Source organism: Streptomyces coeruleorubidus (genome assembly GCF_028885415.1).
Classification (GTDB): Bacteria; Actinomycetota; Actinomycetes; order Streptomycetales; family Streptomycetaceae; genus Streptomyces; species Streptomyces coeruleorubidus_A.
Genome location: NZ_CP118527.1, coordinates 9,161,197 through 9,177,444, shown reverse-complemented (window position 1 = coordinate 9,177,444; position 16,248 = coordinate 9,161,197). Strand labels below are relative to the sequence as shown.

Genomic DNA, 16,248 nt, shown 5'->3' with positions numbered 1-16,248 from the left:
TGCGCGTGAGCCTTGCCCGATCGTCGCCTTTCATTCCGGGCTCGTGGGGAGCATCACATCGGTGTGGGCCGCCCGCTCGACCGGTTCGGCAAGGGCCATTCTTTGATCACTGTTGACAGGACGAATGTGTTGGCCCGGCAGCCGCGAGGGCTAGCCTCGCCACGTCCGCACCCCCTGTACCCACCCCCCACCTGAGGTGGCGGACGCGTAAGTCCCCTTTCGAACTCAAGGAAGGACTCTGATGGCACGCACCATCAGACGGTGGCTACTCGCGGGGGTGGGAACCCTCAGCCTCGCGGCGGCGGGCGCCGTCCCCGCGACGAGCGCGGCCTACCAGGCCGCCTATCCGCGAGTACGGCCTACCGTGGCCGACTACACGCAGGTGACCACCAGCCAGACCCCACCCACCCAGTCGCAGTGTGCGTCAGCAGGACGCCGCTGCTTCACCCCACAGTCCATCCAGGCCGCCTACAACGTGGGCCCGCTGCACTCAGCCGGGGACGACGGACGCGGTCAGACGATCGCCATCGTCGACTCCTACGGCAGCGACACCATGGCCCACGACCTGCATGTCTTCGACCGTGCATTCGGCATTGCGCCCATGTGCGGGGAAGAGGGCGTCAGTTGTGCGTCCGGCATGCCGACCTTCAGCGAGCTTCATCTGCAGGGCTCGCCCGCCACCGAAGCGCCGCCGTCCACGAGCAACAGCCCCGGGCAGGAGGACAAGAGCGCGTGGGCGCTGGAGGTGGCTCTTGACGTCGAGACCGCCCATGCCATGGCACCCGGCGCCAACATCCTGCTGGTGACCACCCCCACCGCAGAGACCCTCGGGGTACAGGGCTTCCCTCAGATGATGGCCGCCGAGCAGTACGTCGTCGAGCATCACCTCGCAACCGTCATCTCCCAGTCGTTCGCCTCGGCGGAGGGCGCCTTCGGCAGCGCCCGATCGCTTCAGAACCTGCGCTACGCCTTCAAGTCGGCGGCACAGAACGGCGTCACCGTTCTCGGCTCGTCGGGTGACGACGGAAGCGCCGGCTCGGCCAAGACACCGGTGGGCCAGGGCGGGTCGACGCTCTCCGGTCCCGCTGTCGAGTGGCCGGCGTCCGACCCGCTGGTCACCGGAGTGGGCGGCACGAACCTGTGCACCGACCCGGGTGCCACCAGCGGCAGGGTCGTCGACAGCGCCTCCCCGCCGGGGGCTTGCCAGAACGCCCCCGGCCAATCGGAGACCGGCTGGACCGGTTCCGGCGGCGGCTACAGCAGCGTCTTCGCCAAGCCGGACTATCAGTCGGGCGTGCTGCCGGCCGGCAGCACAGCCATCGGCGCCATGCGCGGCGTTCCGGACATCTCCCTGCAGGCGAGTCCGTCGACGGGAGCACTGGTGTACCTGTCCCTCCCGCCCGACGGCCAGAGCGGGCTGAAGTGCGGCAGCACACCGTGCAGCACGGGCTGGTACGACATCGGCGGCACGTCACTGGCGTGTCCTCAGTGGGCGGGCCTGGTCTCCATCGCCGCCCAGATCAACCACGGTGGACTCGGACGGATCAACCCGGCGCTGTACAAGCTCGCGTCCAACCCGGCCACCTACGCGGCCGACTTCAACGACGTCACCGTGGGCAACAACACCGCCGAGACGTCGGTCCCGGGCTATTCGGCCGGCACAGGATGGGACCCCGTCACCGGACTGGGGACGCCGAACGCGGCGAAGCTCCTGCCCGACCTCGTCAGCGCCGTGCACGGCGGCTGACCTTCCGATCCCCAGCCGGGCATCGCGCCGCCGGCCGACGGCGCGATGCCCGTTGCCACACGGCACTGGCCTGGGCATCTTCCGCCAGGTCGTCGAATGCAGCGTCTTCTGGCTGCACGGCTTCCGTCGCCCCCCGCTGGGTCCCCGGGTGCCGGGCGGAATCGGCTGGAATGCAGTGCAGGAACTCTCGGCGGACGTGCAGGTGAAGATCCACGCGGCGGGCAAGACGGTGACGGCCGTCGTGTCGTGTCCCACCGGCAGCACGCCGCAGCGGCCTGCTCGCGGGCCGTGGGCCTTGAGGGGCGGGGCGGGCAGGCGCCGGGGGAACACCTGCCCGCCCCGAGGGCAACGACCCGCACAACGGGGGGACGCGGGCCTTGCGGAGCCGCATTCACGGCTCACCGGTGACAGCACACCGGTGACCACGAGTGTCACACCCCCAGCGCCGGTCCGTCCTTGCGCGGCGCTGTGGTCACGCCGGCCGGATGTTCTCCGCCTGGGGTCCCTTCTGGCCCTGCGTGACGTCGAACTCGACTTTCTGCCCCTCCTGCAGCTCACGGAAGCCCTGAGCGGCAATGTTGGAGTAGTGGGCGAAGACGTCAGGTCCGCCGCCCTCCTGCTCGATGAAGCCGAATCCCTTTTCGCTGTTGAACCACTTCACGGTGCCCTTGGCCATGGCCTGCTCCTTCGAGGAAACCCGAGCTCGCACCCTGCAGGCCCGGGAGGTGATCGCCCTGGTCCGGAGCGGCGCTGAACAGCAAGAACGCCCATGATCGTGATCACGGGCGAACGAGACTTCGGAACCACGACTGCTACATAACGACGCTACACCGCGCGGTCGGCAGTCGCTAACGGCACGGCCGTGGATCGTCCCCGTTGGTCGGCTCCTCGCTCCAGCCCGGCGCGGCCGTCCATGGCCGGGGGCTGGTCGTTCTCCTTCCCACGACGAAAAGCCCCACTCGCGACCGTCTGCGAAACCGCCCGGAGGCCGCGATGAGAGCGCTCGTCGTAGTCCTGACAGCTCCGATGACGTCTCGCGCGCCGCGCCCGCGATCCGCGCCGTCGCCGCCCGCGCCGACACCGTCACCCTGCGCGACCAATGCGGCTGGCGGCTCTACTCACTGATCAGAGCCGTGTCTCCCAGGCGGTCACTGCGGCGGCTGCCTGTTACGAGGCCGGGCGGGCCGGAGGGCTGGTGGGGGCTTCGGGCTGCTCGGCCCGGGACCGACCGCGAACGTGCATGGTCTCGGTCGCCCAGTGCGCTCTCAGCGGCGGCCCGGTCACGCCCTCAAAGCCCATCCCTCCCCGCGGCCCGGCAACTGACAGGCATCTGACCGGCATCGCCCACAACGACGAAGCCGCAACCGGCAGCCGGCGCCGGGTCAGCCGTCGTGCTGGTCGAGAGCCGGCAGCGGGGAGCGGCTCACCCGGATTTTCGACTGGCCGTGGGGCCGCTTCTCCCAGTCGTCCATGAAACTGCCGTGAAGGCCGTGCTTGCGAGCCATGGCCAAGAGGGTCTCGGTGCGGTAGTAGAAGTCCTCGCGCAGCACCTGGTGTTCGGTGCCCTCCGTACGGTCGAAGGTGAAGTCGAAGAACCCCTTGTCGGTCAGAATGCGACCGACATGGGCGAGGCACTCCTCGATCAGTGCCGGCGGCGAGTGGGAGAAGACGCTGTGCGCGTGTACGACGTCGAAGTGGTCGTCGGGCAGGAAGTCCAGGGTGAGGTCGCCGGTGATGGTCAGGTGCGGCAGTTTGTCCTGGAGCCCGCGCTCGACGAGGGTCTTCTTGGCGGCGATCAGGATGTCCGGCGAGATGTCGATGCCGTAGTAGTTGCCGGTGTCGAGGTAGTCGATGAAGCGCCAGCCGCCGCGCAGGTTGCCACAGCCGATGTCGAGCATCCTGTGCTCCGGGCGCAGCCCGTGCTCGACCAGGTAGTCGAACTGCATCTGCCCGAGTGCCAACCAGCGTTCGTGGGTCTGGCTGCCGACAGCCGCCTCCGGGTTGCGCCGGGTGTCCGAGGCCATGACCGCGCGGTAATAGCCGACGTGATCACGATGCTTGAGGCGCAGCCAGGTGTCGCGGGAGGCCCGACGCAGATACGGGGCGACACGGCCGGGGTGGGTCAGGGCGTAGCCGAGCTTGTGGGTGAGTGTGGAGCGGTTACGCTGCATCTTCTTCGGGGACTTCGCATCCTGCGTCATGGCAGTGACCTCCGTACGAAGGGCGTCCCCGATACGGGGAGCGGCCTCTGGCAAGCGATGAAAACGTGCCGGTGACCGACCAAGTGTCACCAGCGCAACGGACCGTCGCGGGTGGGCCGCGGGCCAATGTAATGGGCGGCCGCCCACGGCACACGCCATCCCCCGCGCGACACACACCCGACGGCGGGCCTCGCTCCTGCGGACGCGGCGATGGCCACCGGCCGCCGACCCACACTCGAACATACTCACGCCGGAGCAGCCCTTTTGTGCCCAAATTGACAGGTAAACGACGGCGCCGAATGTCGCCGCGAGGGCATCGACCGCGTCACCGCTGATCAGCAGGCTGATCGTCAGCCCCTTCGCGCACTGGTATGTCAGTGGCGCGGACGCGCTCCCTCATCCAGCGGCCGCTGGAACCGCTGGACTGGCTGGACGACGACGGCATCGCCCTGGCCGACCTCAACCAGCCGGCTCTTGACCGCTGGCTTCCCAAGACAAGCGCCAACGCGGGGACATTCGCCTGTTCCTGCAGTGGGCACACCGCCACGAACTGTGTGAGCAAGGCGACCCGGTGGGCCACCCTGGCCAAGCGCGACTGGACGGACTACATCGCCGACCGCACGCAGGACCGTCCACAGCCTCGTCCACCTGGACTCAACGCATTCCGGGCAGGCGACGCAACTCGTTGGCCTTCATCAGCCGAGCGAGGAGGAGATACCCCATGGCTGTTGCGAGCGCCCCGGCAACCAGTGCGATGGCCGTAGGCCACGTTCCACTTCCCAGGTCCGCGCACGCACGCGCTGCAACCCAGCCCAGTCCTGCAGCCGGGCCCGCGGCGCAGAACAGTTTTACGTAGGTGCGGCGCAGATCGCCGTCGTCGATGCGGCCCCCAAGTCTCCTGCGCAGCAGATGCGCGGTGAGTGCGAGACCGGCCACGTAGGAGAGGGTGTAGGCCCCGGCCATGCCGACCACGGCCCAGCGGGCAGGCAGCAGCAAGTGACACGCGGTGGCCAGGGCGATGTTCACCCCCGCGATCCAGGCGGCCATGAAGAAGGGAGTGCGGGTGTCCTCGAAGGCGTAGAAGCCGCGCAGCAAGAGGTACTGGGCGGAGAAAGGGATGAGCCCGAGTCCGAACGCCTGCAGCATGTACCCCGGCGGGCGGGCCGAGGCGGCGTCCGCCGCTCCATGGGCGAACAGCAGCGATGAGATCTGCGGCCCCAGAGCGAGGAAGAGGAACGCGGCGGGCACGATGACCACGCCGCTGATCCGCAGCACCCGGGACAGGTCCACGCGTAGATCCGGGATGCGCCCCTCAGCGACGGCCCGGCTCATGCGCGGCAGCAGCGCCGTCACCAGGGACACCGTCACGATCGACTGCGGCAGCATCCAGATGGTCTGCGCGTAGGTGTAGGCCGCGTAGCCCGCGCCGGCCTGGGGCAGTTTCTGGTCGGCGGCGTTGGCGTAGTTCGTGACCACCGTCAGGGCGACCTGGTTGGCCAGGACGAACAGCAGTGTCCACTTCGCCGCGTGGACGCTCTTGCCCAGGCCGGTGCCCCGCCAGTCGAACCGTGGCCGGAACCGGAAACCGGCCGCCCGCGCGAACGGGATCAGCGCCAAGGCCTGCACGGCGATGCCTGCCGTCGTCCCGATCCCCAGCAACTGCACCTGGTCGGCGGTGATGTCCTCCACCCGGTCGGGAACCGTCATCAGCCCCAGGTAGGCCGCGAACATGCCGATCAGCACGACGTTGTTCAGCACCGGGGTCCACATCATCGCGCCGAACTTCTCGCGGGCGTTCAACACTTGCCCATAGATGCTGAAGAGCCCGTAGAAGAAGATCTGCGGCAACAGGAACCGCGCGAACGTCACCGTCAGCTCGAACGCCTCGTGACTGTCTGGGGGTGTCCCGCATGTACAGGCCCACGATCTGCGGCGCCGCCCACACCGCCAGCGCCGTCCCCACACCCAGTACGCACACCACGAGCGTGACCAGACGCTGCTCGTGAGCGCGTCCGCCATCGGGCTGCGTTGCCCTGGCTCGGACCAGCTGCGGCACCAGCACGGCATTGAGCGCGCCACCGATCAGCAGCGTGTACAGGCTCGTCGGCACGGTGTTCGCCGTGTTGTACGTACTGGCCAGCAAGCCTGTGCCCAGCGCTGCGGCCTGCAGCACCTGACGGATTAGCCCCGTCGCTCGTGACACCACCGTGCCGACAGCCATCAGTAAGGACGAACGAGCCAGCCCGCCCTCGTCCTTCTTCCGCCGGGCGGCATGCCGCCCCCTTGTCTGCTGCTCCTGCGGCATGGTCTGCGCCGCGGAGTCCGCCCCCTCCACCATGCCGTCAACCTATGTCCTCAAGGTTCCACGGCCACAATCTGCCGACGTCACGCAGCAGACCTCATCCCTGGTGCTGCGGGCGATTCTCGGCAGTCAGCAGCCCTGGCGAGCAAAGCCTGAACGTACCGATCACCGACTGGCCCAAGCCGTCACGCAGGCACAGCGAATCGGGTTCCCGTACAACTCACTGTGGGACTCGCCAGGCTGTTGGCCACCTACCAGCACCAGCGCCGCCCGGGCGATGCCTCGGTGATCGACCGCTACCGTGGCCTTGCCGTGGCTGCCGAGGTCGACCTGCTGGGCCGCGATGCCGTGGGTGCGTACAAGGTGCTGATCGAGACTCTGCACGCCGGCCGGGAGGACCTCGACCGCGTCACGAAGCAGTACCGGGTCGCGCTCGAACGCCTCTTTTACAACGGCTGGCACAGATGTCGTAGCCTCGGTCGGCGAACAGCGAGTCCGGCTTGCGGCGCGTACGGCCGAGCAGCGGCAACAGATGAGTGACGCCATTGCGGTTGCCTCCGGTCAGCGGGACCGCGAGCGGGGTGCCGTGCCGGTCGGTGATCAGGTGGTGCTGTCGGACGAACTGTGTGCAGCACGTACAAGACCCGCAGAGCAGGTCCCGGTCCGGCGTCAGCGGCTGGCGGCGGCCGCGGGACGCTTGGCGGTGCTGCCCCGGCGGGAACTCCGACACTGCGGGCGCGGTCGGCGAGGACCGGGGAGCCCTGGTGTTCACAGGTCCGGATGATCCGGTGGGCCGGGTCGCGGTGAGACCGCGGGCTCGGCCGGGCAGCGCGGGCGGGATCCGTAGCAGTACGCCCGGCTGGGTCGGTCACCGCCTGTATGGCTCATCCGCGACAGAAGCTTGCCGGAGGGGCCGGCGGGCAAGCGGGGGCCTGGGCAACTGTTCGCCGCAGGCCCAGCCGTTGGGGGGGGACATGGCACCCGCTGTCCCCAGGGGGCACATCAGGCATGCCGCAATCACGTCAAGCTCCGGCAGGTGGGGCGGGAGCCTCACCGGCACTGCTCCGGCTCCCGCAGGCACGGCAGGTGCCCCTTGCCTCGGATCACGTTCTGGCTGGTGGTCTCGTCGAGGTAGGCCAGGAAGCTGGCGGCGAGGGAGCCGGCACGAGGGGGGGCGTAGGTGTAGGCGTACTCGATGTCCTTGTACGGGTAGTGGCCGGCGCCCAGGTCGATCTGCCGGTCGCCGGGCCAGTCGCCGGCCAGGGGAACCATCGTCACCTTGTCGCCCCGGTCTTTGGCGAGGCCGACTTCGCTGTAGCCGATGGCGCCGGGCTGTTCCTCGACCTTGTTCAGCACAGCTCTGGTCGAGCCGAGTTCGCAGCGCGTGACGGTGTCACCGGCCCGCTCGGGCGGCCTGCAGTCCAGTGACGTGCTCGGCGCCTGCTCCCACCCCTTGAGCACCCGGTCCTGGAAGATCTGCCGCGTACCCGACTCGTCGCCCCGGCTGACCAGGACGATCGGCAGGTCGGCGATCTCCTCCTGGCCGGGAACAACCTGGCCCCAGCGCTGGTACTTGCCCGCATAGATGTCCCGCACCTCCTGGGGCGACAGTCCGTGCGGGCCGAGATCGATGCCTTTGTGGACGACGAGGGTGAAGAAGGACAGCGCGACCTCCTTCCCCGTCAGGTCCCAGCGCTCCCCCATCGGCCCGTCCGAGAAGGCGATCACTGACTGCGCGGCGCTCGGCGACCGCTCACCCAGCTCCGCGAGTGCGGACACGCCGTCCTCGCTGCCTCGCGCCTCGACGGAGATGTCGGCGCCCTGGCACTTGTTCTCGTACTGCTTGGCGAGCGTCTGGACGACGGGCTCGAAGGCGGTCGAGCCCGTCAGGGTCAACTCGCCCTGCTCGCACTCGATCGGATTGCCGACACGCAGCACGATGATGCCGGCGAGCGCGAGCACGGCGAGGGCCAGCGCGCCGCTGAGCAGCCGGGCCGGGAGACTGAACGTACGCAGCTTCTCGTCCGGCTTCGGAGCGCTGTTGCGATGGACCCGGCCGTCCCGGAGGCCGCCGATCAGCTTGACCTCCCCTTCGGCCGGACCACCGGAGAGCAGCACCAACAGCTTGAAGTGGTCGCCCGGATTGAGCGGGACGCGCGGAATGGTCACCGTGCTGCCGACGTGTTCGAACCCGTTGGCGCTCGTGAAGTGACTGTTCAGATGCTCGATGCCGGACGGCTGGGTGACCGCGACGGCCTGGACCGTGCGGCCCGTGAACTCGGCGGTCAGACCGTGGACCTCGGACGAGGTGTAGTCGTTGTCGGCGACGCTCTGCGATCCGTCGTTCTCGATGCGCAGCAGGACGAGCGACGCGTCGGCCATGTTCGGTACGTCGAAATCGCCCAGACGGGGGTTGGACGACCCGTCGCCTATGGGGCTGTCCATCTGTACGCGGTAGCCGATCAGCTTGCGGCGCGGCACCCGGCGGTCGTACAGGAACATCGCGATGGGCACGAGGAGACCGAGGGCGGATGTGCCGATGGCGATGACGTTCTCGATGCTCAGCCACTCCACTGGTGGTCCCCCGCCACTCTCAGAGCTCAGATGGTGGGGTCACCGTATGTCTGTCCGAACAGCGCGTCACAGCTCTGACGCAAATGTTCGCTCTACGTTCAACTTCCTCATGGGATACGCGACTTCAGCGGTACCACACGCGGGCCAGGTCGGTGTCTTTCAGTGTGCTTCGACCGCCGAGGTCCCGGTGGGCGAAACCCGGCCGATGCCGAACACGAGGGACTCGGCGCTCTGCGTAACCTCGCCGGTGCCACCTGTGTCGAGAACGTCGTGGTGCTTGTGCGTTGCCGACAACTGTGCAGCGGTGGCCGCGAACCCGATCAGGAACACCGCTCGGGCGGGTATCGAATGTGCTGATGTCAGGAAGGTCATCCGTGTGCGGGACGGGTCAGGGTGTGATCGGGGATCGCTCCGGGACGAACCCCGATGCTCGGGTGCGTGCCCGCTGACAGTGTGAGGGGCATGAACTCAACACGCATGTCACGAAGGGCCTTTGCGGGCGCCACCCTGTTAGGGACGGCCGCGCTGGCCGCCACCGCGGCGCTGCCCGCGCTCCGCGCCAGCGCCTCGTCCGCACTGCTCCCGCCGCTGGATCCCCGTGCCCTGCGGGCGGCGATCGACGACCTGGAGCATCCACCGTCGACCGCGGCCCAGCTGCGCGTCGGCGGCACGGCCGGCCACTGGTGCGGCACCTCGGGCGTGGCCGACATCAGCACGCGGCGGCCGGTGACGGCACATGACAAGGTCCGGATCGGCAGCATCACCAAGGTCTTCGTCGCCACGGTGGTGCTGCAGCTGGTAGCGGAAGACCGGGTCGACCTGGACGCGCCGGTGCGGCGCGTCCTGCCGGGACTGCTGCCTGCCCGCTTCGCGGCGGTCACCGTGGCGCACCTGTTGAACCACACCAGCGGACTGCCCGACCACGTCGGCATCCCGGAGCCGGAGACCGCGGAGGAGGTGTTCCGCCACCGCTTCGACCACTGGACGCCGCAGGAGTGGGTGGCGACGGCGACGCACGGGCCGCTGAAGTTCGCCCCGGGCACCCGGCAGGAGTACCGCGGCATCAACTACGTACTGGCCGCACTGATCATCGACAAGGTGACCGGCCGCCCGTACGGGGAAGCCGTCACGGCCCGCATCCTGCGTCCGCTGGGCCTGGCACGCACCGTCGTGCCCGGCAACGACCCGCGCATCCACGACCGGCACGTGCACGGCTACCTGCGGATGGCCGACGGCAGCCTGCGGGACATCACCACCTACGACCAGTCGTCCTCCCGCGGCGAGGGCGACATGATCTCCACCACGAGCGACCTCGACCGGATGCTCGCCGCGCTGTTCTCCGGCGAGTTGCTCCCGCCTGAGCTGCTCCAGCTGATGTTCACCCTGCCCCCGAACGACGTGCGCATGCTGGACGGCTCCCCGGCCCGCTACAGCACCGGCCTGCAGCAGGCCACCGTCAACGGCGTGACCCTCTGGGGCAAGACCGGCGAGACGTACGGCTACAAGAACGCCGCATTCTCCACCCGTGACCAGCGGCGCCGCTTCGTGCTCGCGTACCACCCGACGACCGCCCGCAACGGCGAGGAGAGCCAGATGATCGCTCGGGTCGCCAACCTGCTCACCCGCGGCCCGAGCGCTGAAGACTCGGCGCCCTAGGCGTATACCGAACGTGCTGGTCACAGCCACTCGTTGATGGCTGCTACGACTGCCGCCGCATCCTCGGCCCCGGCCTCATCGACCCCCTGGAAGCCGACACCGTGGCCCAGACCTCCACCGACGATCACACCTCTGTGACGCATACGTCACCCGGCGGGTTCGATACGGAGGACGGCGGCGGTGTCGAGGATCTCGACGACCTCCAGGCTCATGGCGTCGTTGATGGTCGCGACGGTTCCCTCGCCGCAGTTCAGTCCGACGCCGCCGCCGTCCGACGACACACCACCGCCACCGGAACAGCCCGAAACGCTGTAGCCCGACCCCGTCAGCGGCGCGACCATCTCGACCGCGCCGCCGGTGATCGCCCTCACCTCGATCGGCCCGAGGCCGTACTTTTCCGGCACTGTCACGACGTCCCCCACGGCGACCTCGATCTCGCACTTCCCATCAGCGCACGGCCCGGTCGGCGAGGGCGACGGCGTGGTCGTCTCCGTGGGGGTCGGCGTGGGGTCGGACGCCGGTGACCCGGAGCCGGACCCGTCCGAAGCATCCGAGGAACACGACGTGAGTGCGGCCAACACGACAGCGACAACAACGGCGACGACGGCGGTGGATGACGTTCTACGCATCATGGTCACCATGGAACCCCGTCCCGACCGGGACCCCTCCCCGGCCGGGCAGCCGCGCCGCCCCAGGAGCAGTACAGCCGCTCAGCGCGGCAGGCGCCAGGTGTGGAGGTGCTCCCAGGTGAGGGTCTGCCACCAGCGACCCGACCAGTCGTCGCTGCGGGTGCGGTAGAGGGCGACGGCGTCTGCGGGGAAGCTCTGCGGGAACGACACCGGCAGTGCCCGCACGTACTCCTCCAGCTCTTCGGAAAGGTCGGGGCGCACGTCCATGTCGTGCGACACCAGCGACAGATGGGCTCGGAAGGTGTCCGCGGCGAAACGGTCTTCCGCGGGGTTCGGCGCCGGAGTCTCCAGCGGCACGACGGCCTCGTCGACCAGGGCGGCCAGGTCCGTGAACGACGTGTTCGGAGTGATGCCGTCGGCAAGGTGGTGGACGTCGTAGACCAGGCCCGCTCCCTGGCGTCGGATCCCGGCGTTGTGGACGGTGAAGGCCGAGGCTTCGGCCAGTCCTCGGGTGACCGCGGCGATGATCTCCTCGATCGGAGCCGTGATGTGCCGGCTGCCGGCCAGGGTCGCGTGGGGCGGGAACGCGCCGGCCGAGACGACCCCGTACTGTGCCCGGAGTTGGGAGGTCACGGCGGTGACGGCGGCGCAGGTCGCGGGGTCCGGGCGCAGGTAGACGCCGTAACGGTACGGGTCGCCGGGGGCCTGCGCGAAGCGTCCGGTCGGTTCGGTCGAGGTCGCCTCCACGGCCGGCGAAACCGCCGTGTGGTTCGAGGTCACGGTCACTGGCCGGCCTGCTCTCGGTAGTCCTCGATCTTGGCCGTTCCCGCCTTCTCCGCCGCCTTCAGCGCGGTGTCGAGGGAGGTCTTGCCGTTGAAGGCCTGCTGCAACTCCGGTACGACCACGGCGCGTACGCCGGACATCGCGCCGGTCAGACAGCCCGAGGTCGCCGTCGTGGCCGGGGTGTCGGCGAACTGTTTGCCGAGTACGGCGTAGGGCTCGTTCTTCGCGAGGAACCGCTTCCAGGTGGGCGAGTTGTCCACACCGGTGTTGACCGGGGCGTAGCCGGATGCCATGGCGAATCGCTCCTGCGCCTCGGCGGACGCCAGGTGGCTGATCACCTTCCAGCTCGCCACCTGTTCGGCCTTGCTGTGCCCGGCCTGGTCCACCCACATCGCGGCACCGCCGATCACGGCCCCCGCGGCGGACCGCGAACCCGACAGGGGGTACGGCACGGCGGTGAACCCGGTCATGCCCGTTTCCTTGAGGGTGCCGATGGCGCCGCTGGAGTTGAACATCATGGCGGTCTTGCCCGCGGCGAAGGCGGACAGGGCGTTGTTGCCTTCGGCGCCGGTGTCGAGCGCGACGCCGTCGGTGTAGAGCTTCGCCATGGTGCCGATCGCCTTGCGCTGGGGCCCACTGGTCAGCGACAGTGCCGTGGCCCCGTCGCCCTCGCGGCCGTTGTCGGGCGTGCAGTAGGGGGCCCCGGCCGCGGCCGTGAGCTGCTCGAACCACCAGCCGTCGAAGGGCTGGTCGATGCCCTTGACTCCGGGCACCTCGGCGTGGATCTTGCGGGCGGCCGCGGCCACGCCATCCAGCGTGCCGAGGGTGGAACGGTCGACGCCCGCCCGGTCCAGCAGCTTGTCATTGACGTACAGCAGCGGCATGGACGTGTTCAGCGGTACGGCGAGCAACTCGCCGTCGGCCGTGTAGTAGTTGCGCGCGGCCGGGCGGATCCGGTCGAGGTCCAGGTCCTTCGGGTTCGCGGCTGCCATCGCCTCGGCGGAGACCGTCTGCTTGACGTCGCGCAGATAGCCGGTGGTGGTGTCGTTGGAGACCAGGATGCTCGGCGTGCCGCCGTCGCGGATCGCGGAGGTGTACTTGGCGATGACGTCGGTGTAGTTGCCCTGGAACGAGGACTTGACCACGATCTTGCCGCTGTTGGCCTTGTTGAAGGCGTCGATCTCCTTCTGGAACGCCTCACCGGCCGGGCCGCCGAACCCGTGCCACAGGGTCACGGTCACCGGCCCCTTCGCGGCGGCCAGCGCGGAGGGGCCCGGCGCGGCGTCGGTGGCTTCGTCGCCGGAGCTGGAGCCTTCGCAGGCGGTGAGAGTCAGGGCGCCGGCGGTCAACAGGCAGGCGGTCGCGAGGTACGGGCTTCTGGGTCGTGAGGACATGCGGGACTGTTTCCTTTCCTGGTACGTGAAGCGCCCCGACAGGGGCGCGGGGAACCGCGCGACCAGCCGCGGACGCCCCGCAGTCGGCCACGCAGCGAAGTGCTTACGTGCCGACCCGCGACGCCAGCCCTCGGACGAGGAACCGCTGCCCGAACAGCACGAGCACCAAGGTCGGCAGCAGAACGAGCAACGTCCCGGCGTAGATCACCGCAGGGGAGGTCGCCTGGTCCACGACGAGTTGGGCGAGGCCGACCTGGATGGTGCGGCGCTGAGGGGAGTCGGTGATCAGCAACGGCCAGAAGTAGCCGTTCCACGCCGACAGGGCGCACCACATCGCCGCCGTGACCAACTGCGGCCGCGCCATGGGCAGTACGACGTGCACGAGCGCACGCAGGTCACCGCAGCCGTCCAGCCGGGCGGCCTCCCAGGCCTCCCGCGGCAGCGCGAGGAACGCCTGGCGGAGCAGGAAGACCGCGTAGCCGGCCGCCAGGTACGGGATGACGATCCCGAGCAGGGTGTCGCGCAGCCCGAGCGCGGTGGCGAGTTCGAAGTTGGGGATGACCAGGCTCTCTCCGGGGAAGGCGAGGGTGGCCAGCACCAGGGCGAAGGCGGTGCCTCGGCCGCGCCAGCGGGGGAAGACGAGCGCGTACGCGGCCAGCGCGGCCGTGGTCAGCTGTGCGGCCGACTGCAGGACGGTGACGGCCACACTCACCAGGTACTGCCGGGACAGCGGCGCGGAGTCCAGCGCGGTGCGCACGTTGGCCAGCGTCAGCCGGTCCGGCACCGGCACGAGACGGCCGCCCGCGACGTCGCCCGGCGGGAGCAGCGCGGTGACGACGGTGACATAGACGGGGAACGTGACGGCCACCACGACGGCGGCGAGCCACAACCAGCGCAGTACGGAGCCGGCCTGAAGGCGTGTCGGCGGCGTCATGCCCACCTCCGCAGTACCCGGAACTGGAGCGCGGTGATCACCAGGACGAGGGCCAGCAGGACCACGGCCAGGGCCGAGGCGGTGCCGACCTGGGGCAGCGCCTCGCCGAACGCGCGCTGGTACAGGTCGTACACCAGGGTCGACGTCGCCCCTGCCGGACCGCCCCGGGTGAGCACCTGGACCTGGGTGAACACCTGCAGTCCGCTGATGGTCTGGGTGACCAGGAGGAACACCAGGCTCGGCCGGAGCATGGGGATGATCACCGACCGGGCGAGCCGCAGCCCGGACGCGCCGTCGAGCGCCGCCGCCTCGACGACCGACTGGTCGAGCTGGTTCAGCGCGGCCAGCAGCACGAGGAAGGCGAAACCGAACTCGTACCAGGCGGTGGCGAGCGAGACGCTGACGACGGCCCACGCAGGGGACTGCAGCCACTGCGGGCCGGTGACGCCCACGTGGGCCAGCACCTGGTTGAGCGTGCCGACCGCGGGCGCGAGCAGCCCCGCGAACACGGCCGCCGACGCCGCCGCCGAATAGGCGAACGGCAGGGACAGCAGGACCGACACCACGGCCCGCGGCCTGCGGGCGGCCCGGCGCAGCGGGAGAACCGCGGCGAGCGCGCCGCCCACGGAGAGCAGCACGCTGAGCCCGGCGATCACCCCGGTGGTGAGCAGCGCCCGCCGCATGTCCGGGTCGGTGACCATGTCGACGTAGTGGGCGACGCCGACGAACCTCGAGGGGTTACCCAGCAGGTCGGTGCCGTACAGGCTCAGTACGACGCCTCGGACGACGGGCCAGTAGGCGAAGACGAGCAGCAGCCCGACGCAGGGCAGGGCCATCAGCCAGGCGGCCATAGCGGGGCGAGGTCCGGCCGGGGCGGCCGGTGCGTGCGACCGACGCCGTATGCGCCGTCCACGCAGTGGTCCGGGCGGTTCGCCGCGACCGAGTGGAACGTTCCCATTCATGAGTGGAACGTTCCCACTCGGAATCCGGCCTCCCAAGGCCCCGATGCGTGAACACTTCGTAAAGGTCCTGTCAGCGCGTCGGTGGCGCTGTCGTCCGCCCCACGACCAGCGAGCCGGGCAGCGCCCGGTGATGGTCGGGCGGCTGCTCCCCGTCGAGCAGCTGCACCAGCGCGTCCACGGCTTGACTGCCGATCAGGTCCACAGGCTGGCGCCAGTGCGTCAGCCCGATCAGGGGCGTCGCCAGGTCGCCGATCCCGTCGTAGCCGGTGACGGACAGTTTCCCGGGCACGGACACGCCCCGGAGCCGGAGCTGTTCCAGCAGGGCGACCCCGAGGCGGTCGCTGGGGGCCATCACCGCGGTGATCCCGGGATGCCGCAGCACCTCGCTCACCCACGCGCCGGCCGTCTCCCGGTGCAGCCCCGGGATCTCCAGCACACGCGCACCGCGCTCCCGCAGGCGGCGGGCCATGGCCTGCGTCCGTGGTCCCATCGACACGGAACTGCTCGTCGGCACCATGATCACCGCGACCTCGCGGTGCCCCAGCTCGACGAGGTGGTCCGCCAGCGCGGCGCCGCCCTCGTCCTCGTCGCAGTAGACGCTGGTGATGCTGGGATGGGTCTCAGGACGTCCCGCCACCACGGTCGGCAACCGCTCGGCGAACGGCAGGATCCGCTCGCTCGGCAGCAGCCCGCTGCACACGGCCAGTGCCTCGACGCGCAGCATCGCGAGGGTCTCCAGGGCCCGGTACTCGTCGTCGGCCTCGAAGCGGCCCGACCCGGTCGCGGTGACCACCCGGTAGCCGTGGAACGCGGCGCGCTCCTGCATCGCCGTGAGCAGGTGGCCGTAGAAGGGGGTCGCGGCATCGCGCACGAACGCCCCGACGGTGTACGTACGGTGGGCCACCATGGCCCGCGCGGACGCGTTGACGACGTAGCCCAGCTCCTGCGCGGCTTCGAGGACCCGCTGCCGGGTCTCCTCCCCCACGCTGCCACGCCCCGAGACGACGCGGGACACCACCGACTTGGACACGCCGGCCTGCCGTGCCACATCTATGATCGTCGGGTT

The 16,248-nt window shown here is 69.7% G+C and carries 12 protein-coding genes and 2 pseudogenes; 2 read left to right on the top strand and 12 right to left on the bottom strand.

The annotated features are described in order from the left end of the window. Positions 1 to 241: 241 nt before the first annotated feature. Entirely contained in the window at positions 242 to 1,747 is a 1,506-nt protein-coding gene (locus PV963_RS42200; RefSeq protein ID WP_274821716.1) for a S53 family peptidase, read from the top strand. Between the two features lie 472 nt (positions 1,748 to 2,219). On the opposite strand, the gene PV963_RS42195 is transcribed toward PV963_RS42200, so the two are convergent. The 6 genes and pseudogenes from PV963_RS42195 to PV963_RS42165 all read right to left on the bottom strand — a co-directional run bounded on the left by PV963_RS42195 (position 2,220) and on the right by PV963_RS42165 (position 9,196). Then, on the bottom strand, positions 2,220 to 2,423 hold the full coding sequence (locus PV963_RS42195; protein ID WP_007379522.1) for a cold-shock protein: 204 nt from the start codon (positions 2,421 to 2,423) through the stop codon (positions 2,220 to 2,222). Positions 2,424 to 3,129: 706 nt separating this feature from the next. Beyond that, entirely contained in the window at positions 3,130 to 3,948 is an 819-nt protein-coding gene (locus PV963_RS42190) for a class I SAM-dependent DNA methyltransferase (RefSeq protein WP_274821715.1), read from the bottom strand. Between the two features lie 654 nt (positions 3,949 to 4,602). Continuing rightward, a pseudogene (gene murJ, locus PV963_RS42185) lies at positions 4,603 to 6,286 on the bottom strand (murein biosynthesis integral membrane protein MurJ). 430 nt (positions 6,287 to 6,716) lie between these two features. After that, positions 6,717 to 6,863: pseudogene (locus tag PV963_RS42180) on the bottom strand (transposase); the annotation flags it as partial. 437 nt (positions 6,864 to 7,300) lie between these two features. Further along, the gene (locus PV963_RS42170; protein ID WP_274821714.1) at positions 7,301 to 8,824 is read right to left on the bottom strand and encodes a PstS family phosphate ABC transporter substrate-binding protein; all 1,524 of its coding nucleotides are present in this window, start codon (positions 8,822 to 8,824) and stop codon (positions 7,301 to 7,303) included. Between the two features lie 159 nt (positions 8,825 to 8,983). After that, positions 8,984 to 9,196 (bottom strand): hypothetical protein, encoded by a 213-nt coding sequence (locus PV963_RS42165; RefSeq protein WP_274821713.1) that lies wholly within the window; start codon positions 9,194 to 9,196, stop codon positions 8,984 to 8,986. Positions 9,197 to 9,286: 90 nt separating this feature from the next. Here PV963_RS42165 and PV963_RS42160 point away from each other — a divergent pair, with 90 nt between their 5' ends. Next, positions 9,287 to 10,480 carry a serine hydrolase domain-containing protein gene (locus PV963_RS42160; protein ID WP_274821712.1) on the top strand — a complete coding sequence of 398 codons (1,194 nt, stop codon included), beginning with the start codon at positions 9,287 to 9,289 and terminating at the stop codon, positions 10,478 to 10,480. A 146-nt stretch (positions 10,481 to 10,626) separates the two neighbouring features. On the opposite strand, the gene PV963_RS42155 is transcribed toward PV963_RS42160, so the two are convergent. The 6 genes from PV963_RS42155 to PV963_RS42130 all read right to left on the bottom strand — a co-directional run bounded on the left by PV963_RS42155 (position 10,627) and on the right by PV963_RS42130 (position 16,230). Next, the gene (locus tag PV963_RS42155; RefSeq protein WP_274821711.1) at positions 10,627 to 11,121 is read right to left on the bottom strand and encodes a hypothetical protein; all 495 of its coding nucleotides are present in this window, start codon (positions 11,119 to 11,121) and stop codon (positions 10,627 to 10,629) included. A 69-nt stretch (positions 11,122 to 11,190) separates the two neighbouring features. Continuing rightward, entirely contained in the window at positions 11,191 to 11,895 is a 705-nt protein-coding gene (locus PV963_RS42150) for a 2'-5' RNA ligase family protein (protein ID WP_274821710.1), read from the bottom strand. Further along, entirely contained in the window at positions 11,892 to 13,286 is a 1,395-nt protein-coding gene (locus PV963_RS42145; RefSeq protein ID WP_274821709.1) for an extracellular solute-binding protein, read from the bottom strand. Before PV963_RS42145 ends, PV963_RS42150 begins: the two co-directional genes overlap by 4 nt. Positions 13,287 to 13,389: 103 nt before the next feature. Further along, positions 13,390 to 14,220, bottom strand: a complete 831-nt coding sequence (locus tag PV963_RS42140) for a carbohydrate ABC transporter permease (RefSeq protein WP_274821708.1) — start codon at positions 14,218 to 14,220, stop codon at positions 13,390 to 13,392. Next, entirely contained in the window at positions 14,217 to 15,071 is an 855-nt protein-coding gene (locus PV963_RS42135; protein ID WP_274821707.1) for a carbohydrate ABC transporter permease, read from the bottom strand. The genes PV963_RS42140 and PV963_RS42135 overlap by 4 nt, the downstream gene beginning before the upstream one ends. A 181-nt stretch (positions 15,072 to 15,252) precedes the next feature. After that, entirely contained in the window at positions 15,253 to 16,230 is a 978-nt protein-coding gene (locus tag PV963_RS42130; RefSeq protein ID WP_274821706.1) for a LacI family DNA-binding transcriptional regulator, read from the bottom strand. Positions 16,231 to 16,248: the final 18 nt, after the last annotated feature.